This is a genomic window from Candidatus Accumulibacter vicinus, from assembly GCF_000584955.1.
GTDB classification, from domain to species: Bacteria; Pseudomonadota; Gammaproteobacteria; order Burkholderiales; family Rhodocyclaceae; genus Accumulibacter; species Accumulibacter vicinus.
Map to the genome: position 1 here is coordinate 251771 of NZ_JDSS02000037.1, position 5911 is coordinate 257681.

Annotated in this window: 5 protein-coding genes and 1 pseudogene; all 6 read right to left on the bottom strand. The window is 62.0% G+C overall.

Annotated elements, in window-relative coordinates:
• Positions 1-478 (bottom strand): annotated as a pseudogene (locus CAPSK01_RS23545) (hypothetical protein); the annotation flags it as partial.
• A gap of 242 nt (positions 479-720) precedes the next feature.
• On the bottom strand, positions 721-1167 hold the full coding sequence (fliJ, locus tag CAPSK01_RS16975) for a flagellar export protein FliJ (RefSeq protein WP_273703905.1): 447 nt from the start codon (positions 1165-1167) through the stop codon (positions 721-723).
• A 145-nt stretch (positions 1168-1312) separates the two neighbouring features.
• The gene (gene fliI / locus CAPSK01_RS16980) at positions 1313-2731 is read right to left on the bottom strand and encodes a flagellar protein export ATPase FliI (RefSeq protein WP_034929338.1); all 1419 of its coding nucleotides are present in this window, start codon (positions 2729-2731) and stop codon (positions 1313-1315) included.
• Between the two features lie 18 nt (positions 2732-2749).
• Positions 2750-3484 carry a flagellar assembly protein FliH gene (fliH, locus tag CAPSK01_RS16985; protein WP_034929339.1) on the bottom strand — a complete coding sequence of 245 codons (735 nt, stop codon included), beginning with the start codon at positions 3482-3484 and terminating at the stop codon, positions 2750-2752.
• A gap of 13 nt (positions 3485-3497) precedes the next feature.
• Positions 3498-4496, bottom strand: coding sequence for a flagellar motor switch protein FliG (gene fliG, locus CAPSK01_RS16990; RefSeq protein ID WP_034929342.1), 999 nt, complete (start codon positions 4494-4496; stop codon positions 3498-3500).
• Positions 4486-5911: flagellar basal-body MS-ring/collar protein FliF (fliF, locus tag CAPSK01_RS16995; protein ID WP_034929345.1), on the bottom strand; the 1426-nt coding region annotated here is incomplete at its 5' end. The genes fliG and fliF, both read right to left, overlap by 11 nt.

Here is a 5911-nt window from a genome sequence, read left to right on the forward strand (position 1 = left end):
GGGCCGGATCGCCCAGTTCGAACGTGTTCAGCCCGGACTGTGCAAGGGAGGGCATCGCCGCGAGCGTGCCCGGACTGCCGGCCGGGTCGCCCAGTTCGAAGGTGTTCAGCCCGGACTGTGCGGGGGAGGGCATCGCTGCGAGTGTGCCCGGGCTGCTGGGCGTGCTCGTCCCGGATTGCTTGGCGGAGGGTACAGTGAATTGAGTAACGGCAAATTTTGCCGGTTTGTCGTCGGCAGCCAATAAGGCCGATGCCGATTGCTGCCGGTCATCGCTGCTCTGCGCCCTGATTTCCTGGGTATCTGGCCCGATTCTCGCGGACGTCGATGGCAGTGGTCCCTCGGTGCCGATTGGCAAAGAGAGGGCCATCTTGGAATTTCCTGCAACTTCTGAAAGGTCTGGCGATGGCAGGTAACCAAGCGTGGCCAGGAATTGTGGGTCGGTAGCAGCGGCCCCTGTGCCGGCGTCGGCAATGATCATCTCGTGCTTGTCCGGCTTGTCGTCTTCGGGCAGTGGACTGGCGGCAGCGACTGGCAGGCCGAGTAGAATGCTGGCAAAGTCGAGGCCTGGGTGCTGGGGGTCAGTCGCCGGAGGGCCTGTGTCCTCGACGGACTTTGCCTGGAGGCGTGGCTGGAAGGACGTTGAAACGACGGCAAGGGTCATGATCGGTCACTTTCGGAAGGAGCTGCAGCCATATGAGCAAGCATCGTGCCAAAGTCGGGTCAGCGATCTTCCTCGCGGCTTTTGTGGCGGGCAGCAAACTCGTCCTGGGTCTTCTGCTCCTGGCGAGATTCCCAGCGTGCTTCGCTGGCGCGATGGCGTTCGGAGAGCGCGTCAAAGGCTTTCAAGCGCTTCTGCTGCTGCCGCCACTCTGCCTGACCGGCGGCAGTATGCGCCTCTTGCAAGCTGACGGACTGAAGCTGTTGCGTGATGGCTTCATCGAGCCGGTTCAGGAATTCCTGGAAATTGCGCCATTCGGGTTGCCCCAGCCCATCCTGGGCAGCTTCCCGGAAGCGGGTGGTGTATTCCTCCCGATACTGCAGCAGCATTTCGAGCTTCTTCTTGGCGTCACGTTCGGCCGCCAGCAGACGAGCGAGCGACTGTGTTGCCTCGTCGTGACGATTGCGCATCAGATCGAGCACCATCTGCAGGGAGAAAGGTTTGGCCACGCCGAATTCTCCGATTAATGTGAAAGCTGCGCCAGCGATTGGCGAATCTCCTTTCGCTCGCAGGCGGGAGAAGGGGGTCGGGGATCCTCGGGAGAAGCTGGAAAAGTCATGACCGTTAGGTTGATCTCAAGGTCGTGTCAGCGGCTCATGCCGTCGGCTCGAACAAGGCGCGCAGACGCGCAACGCTGTGGGTAAAATCCGAGCGCTGGCTGAGGTTCTGTTGCAGCAATTCCTCGAATCGCGGATAGATGGCGATTGCCTGGTCGAGCTGCGGGTCAGAACCCGCGGCATAGGCACCAACGCTGATCAGGTCGCGCGATCGTTGATAGCGCGAAAAGAGGCTCTTGAATTTGCGGATGTACTGCAGATGCGCTGGACTGACGAGATTGACCATGGCGCGCGAGATCGATTGCTCGATGTCGATGGCCGGATAGTGGCCCGCATCGGCGAGCGTCCGTGACAGAACGATGTGGCCGTCAAGGATGGCTCTTGCGGCATCGGCGATGGGATCCTGCTGGTCGTCACCTTCGGCGAGTACGGTGTAGAAGGCGGTGATCGAACCTCCGCCTTCGAGGCCGTTGCCGGCGCGCTCGACGAGTTGCGGCAAACGTGCGAAAACCGACGGCGGGTAGCCACGCGTGACCGGGGGTTCGCCGATGGCCAGGGCAATCTCGCGTTGTGCCATCGCGTAGCGGGTCAGCGAGTCCATGATCAGCAGCACCTGCCGGCCGCGATCCCGGAAGTATTCGGCGATACATGTCGCGTAGGCCGCGCCCTGCATGCGCATCAGCGGGCTGACGTCAGCCGGTGCGGCGATGACGACCGAACGGCGGAGGCCTTCCTCACCCAGGATCTGTTCGATGAACTCCTTGACTTCACGTCCGCGCTCTCCGATCAGCCCGACGACAATCACCTCAGCCGCAGTATAGCGAGCCATCATGCCGAGCAGGACGCTCTTGCCGACCCCCGATCCGGCGAAAAGTCCCATCCGCTGGCCGCGGCCGACGCAGAGCAAGGCATTGACTGCGCGTACTCCGACATCGAGGGGCTGGTTGATCGGTGCCCTGGACATGGGATTGAAGGGCCGACTCTGGAGCGGGCGAAGGGAGTTCGCGTGCAGAGGACCGAGCCGATCAAGCGGTCGGCCGGCGCCATCAAGGACACGGCCGAGCAGCGACTCACCGACTGGAACCAGTTTGGCACGGTCGATCCAGCGCCGGCGTGCCGGGGGTGGCCGACCGACCTGCGGGGGCGGGTTGGGTGTTTCGAGGGCGACCACCCTGGCTCCCGGCGAGAGACCGTAGACATCTTCCGAGGGCATCAGGAAAAGTCGCTCGCCATTGAAGCCAACCACTTCTGCCTCGATCGGCGAGCCACCCGACGGAACGATTCGGCATGAACTGCCAAGGGGTAACTTGAGCCCCGAAGCCTCCATGACCAATCCATTGATGCGGGTCAGGTGGCCGCTCGGCAGCAGCGAGCTGACCTGGCTGGCGGTCTGTCGGCAGCCATTGAGGAAACCTTGCCATGCGGCCAGGTGCTGGTTTTCAGTGCGATCAGTCATCGTCTTTCCTAATGGACTTCATTCCCGGGCCTTTAGCCATTCCTGGCTGACGCCGATGGCTTCAATGACGCGTCGCCAACGCGTTTCCAGGGTGGCGTCGACCTCGCTGGCACCGAGTTCAACTCGGCAGCCGCCAGCGCTGAGCGTCTTGTCGTCGATGATTCGCCAGTTGGCATGGGCGAGCTGCTCGCCCAGATGGCTGCGAACCAGCGCTGCGTCATCCGGGTGCACGAACAGCAGAGGCTGACCATGATGCGGGTGAAGGGCGGTGACCGCTTCCCTGACCACCGGCAAGATCAGCTCCGGTTGAACATGCAGACTCTGGCGCAAGACCTGATTGGCAATTTCGATCGCCAGGACCAGCAACTGCTCGGCCACGTCCTGATCAATGGCGGCCAGTGCCTGTTGCAGGTGGTCCATCAGCGAAGCCATATCGGTTGCCACCGCCTGCGCTGCTTTGATCCCTTCGTCATAGCCGGCCGCGTAGCCGGCTGCGTAGCCGGTACTATATCCCGCGGTGTATCCCGCGGTATGCGCTTCGTGATGAACGCGCTCGATTTCCTCAGCGGTGGGCAGCGCCAGAGGGGGCTCCTGCGGCGGTGTTTCGATTTCGCCTGCCACCTGCGCTGCCTCGGCCGGGGGAACGTCCAGCCGAACGTCCGGGGGCGTCACTGGCGGCCGTTCGGCATCGAAAGAAGCCAGTTCCCAGCGCTGGTAGGCGGTCATCTTCTCCTTCGGGATCGGGTTGCTCATTGCCGTTGCAGGCTCACAGCATTTCCTCGCCACCCGCGGAGCCAAGTACGATCTGGCCTTCGTCGGCGAGGCGGCGGACGATCTTGAGGATTTCCTTCTGCTCGGCCTCGACTTCCGAGAGGCGAACCGGGCCGCGCGAATCGAGATCTTCGCGCAACATTTCCGAGGCACGCTGCGACATGTTCTTGAAAATCTTGGCACGTAGAGGCTCGCTGGCACCCTTCATGGCCAGGATCAGCGATTCCGACTGAATTTCTCGCAACAGTAGCTGAATGCCCCGGTCGTCGAGATCGAGGAGATTCTCGAAGACGAACATTTCGTCGAGAATTCTCTGCGCCAGGTCCGGATCGTACTCGCGGATCGAATCCATGACCGCGGTCTCATTGGCGCTGCCCATGAAATTGAGCATCTCGGCGACCGCGCGCACGCCACCCATGGCCGACTTCTTGATGTTGCCTGATCCCGAGAGCAGGCGCAGCATCACGTCGTTCAGCTCCCGCAGCGCTGCCGGCTGAATGCCTTCGAGAGTGGCCACACGCAGAACCACGTCGTTGCGCAGCCTTTCCGAAAACTGGTTCAGGATATCGCTGGCGTGATCGTGGGCGAGATGGACGAGAATCGTGGCGATGATCTGCGGGTGCTCGTTCCTGATCAGATCAGCGACCGTCGGTGCATCCATCCATTTCAGGCCTTCAATACCATTGGTGTCGCCGGGTTGCAGGATGCGCGAGATCAGGTTGGAGGCCTTGTCGTCACCCAGCGCCTTGGTGAGGACCGAACGTATATAGGCGTCCGTATCGACGTGCACCGCAGCCGATTCGTCGGCTGTTTGCTTGAACTCGGTCAGCACTTCGTCGACGCGCACGCGCGGCACCGATTTCAACGCCGCCATGGCATGACCAAGCTTCTGCACCTCCTTTGGGCCGAGATGCTTGAGCACTGATGCGGCGTAATCCTCGCCAAGCGAAATCAGCAGTATGGCGCTCTTCTCGACGCCGTCGTCAGCTGCCATTGCTGCCCATCCATTCCTTGATGATGTTGGCCACCAGTTTCGGGTCCGCTTCCGCCAGTTCGCGTGCCTTCGCGAGCTTGGCCTCAAGCAACTCGGCGGCGGTCGGGACGTGCTCCTGCACGGGTTCTTCGCCTTCTTCCTCGTCAAGCACGTCAATCTTGCTGCCGACGGTGGCGGGGCTTTCGGCAGGGGAGGGGAGCATGGTCTTGAGCAGTGGCCGCACGACGCCGAGCAGCAGATAGGCAATGATGCCGGCAAGGGCGCCGTACTTGATCAGATCCTTGATCAACGAAATCATTTCGGGGTCACGCCAGAGTGGCATTCCTTCGTCCTTTTCGATGACAGTGAACGGGGCATTGGCCACTGAAATGGTATCACCGCGATCCTTGCTGAAACCCATGGCTTCCTTGACCAGATCGCTGATCTGCTTCAGTTCGCCATCTGGCAGCGGCTTGTTGGCCAGTTTCCCGTCCTTGCCGATTTCCTTGCGCTGATTGACCACCACCGCCGCCGACAGGCGTTTGACGGTACCGACCGATTGCTTGACATGGCGGATGGTCTTGTCGATCTCGTAGTTGATCGTCGAGTTCTTGCTGGTGCTGATCGGCTGGCCGACATTGGCGATCGACGCCTGCACTCCGGCCGCGTTGAGTTGCCCGGGCAGCGGCGGGGTGGGCGTGGTCGCGGCCCCGGCACCCGCGACCGGTGGTTGTGTCAGCGGCGCGCTGGCCGGTACCGGGGGTTGATTGCTCAAAGCGCCGGGAACTCCCTGTGCAGTCGGGCTGGTGCTGGCGGTTTCGCTGGTCTGTTGGCTGCGAATGCTGATCTCCGGCGGAGTGACATTCGGTCGATGCGTTTCGGCAGTCTGTTCCGCCTGCGAGAAGTCGATGTCGGCGGCGATCTGGACACGGGCATTGCCGGGGCCGACGATCGGCGCCAGAATATCTTCAACGCGCTTGATGATGCTTGCCTCGACTTCCTGGATGTACTTGACCTGCGTCGGGTCGAGGCCGGCCTCGAGCAGCTTGCTCTTCATCTGCGACAGCAGCGTGCCGCTCTGGTCGAGCAGCGTGACGCTGGCTGGTGCCAGCTGCGGAACGCTGGCCGCGACAAGATTCTGGATGCCGGCGATCTGGCCCGCATCGAGCGATCGTCCAGGGTAGAGGTTGAGCATCACTGATGCCGATGGCTTCATCTCTTCGCGCATGAAAACACTCGGCTTCGGTATTGCCAGGTGCACGCGCGCGGCCTGAACCGCCGCAATCGATTGAATGGTGCGCGACAGCTCGCCTTCCAGACCGCGCTGATAATTGACCTGTTCGGCAAACTGGCTGATGCCGAATTTCTGGCTCTCCATCAGCTCGAAACCGACCGCTCCGCCCCTGGGCAGCCCCTGTGAGGCCAGCCGCAGGCGC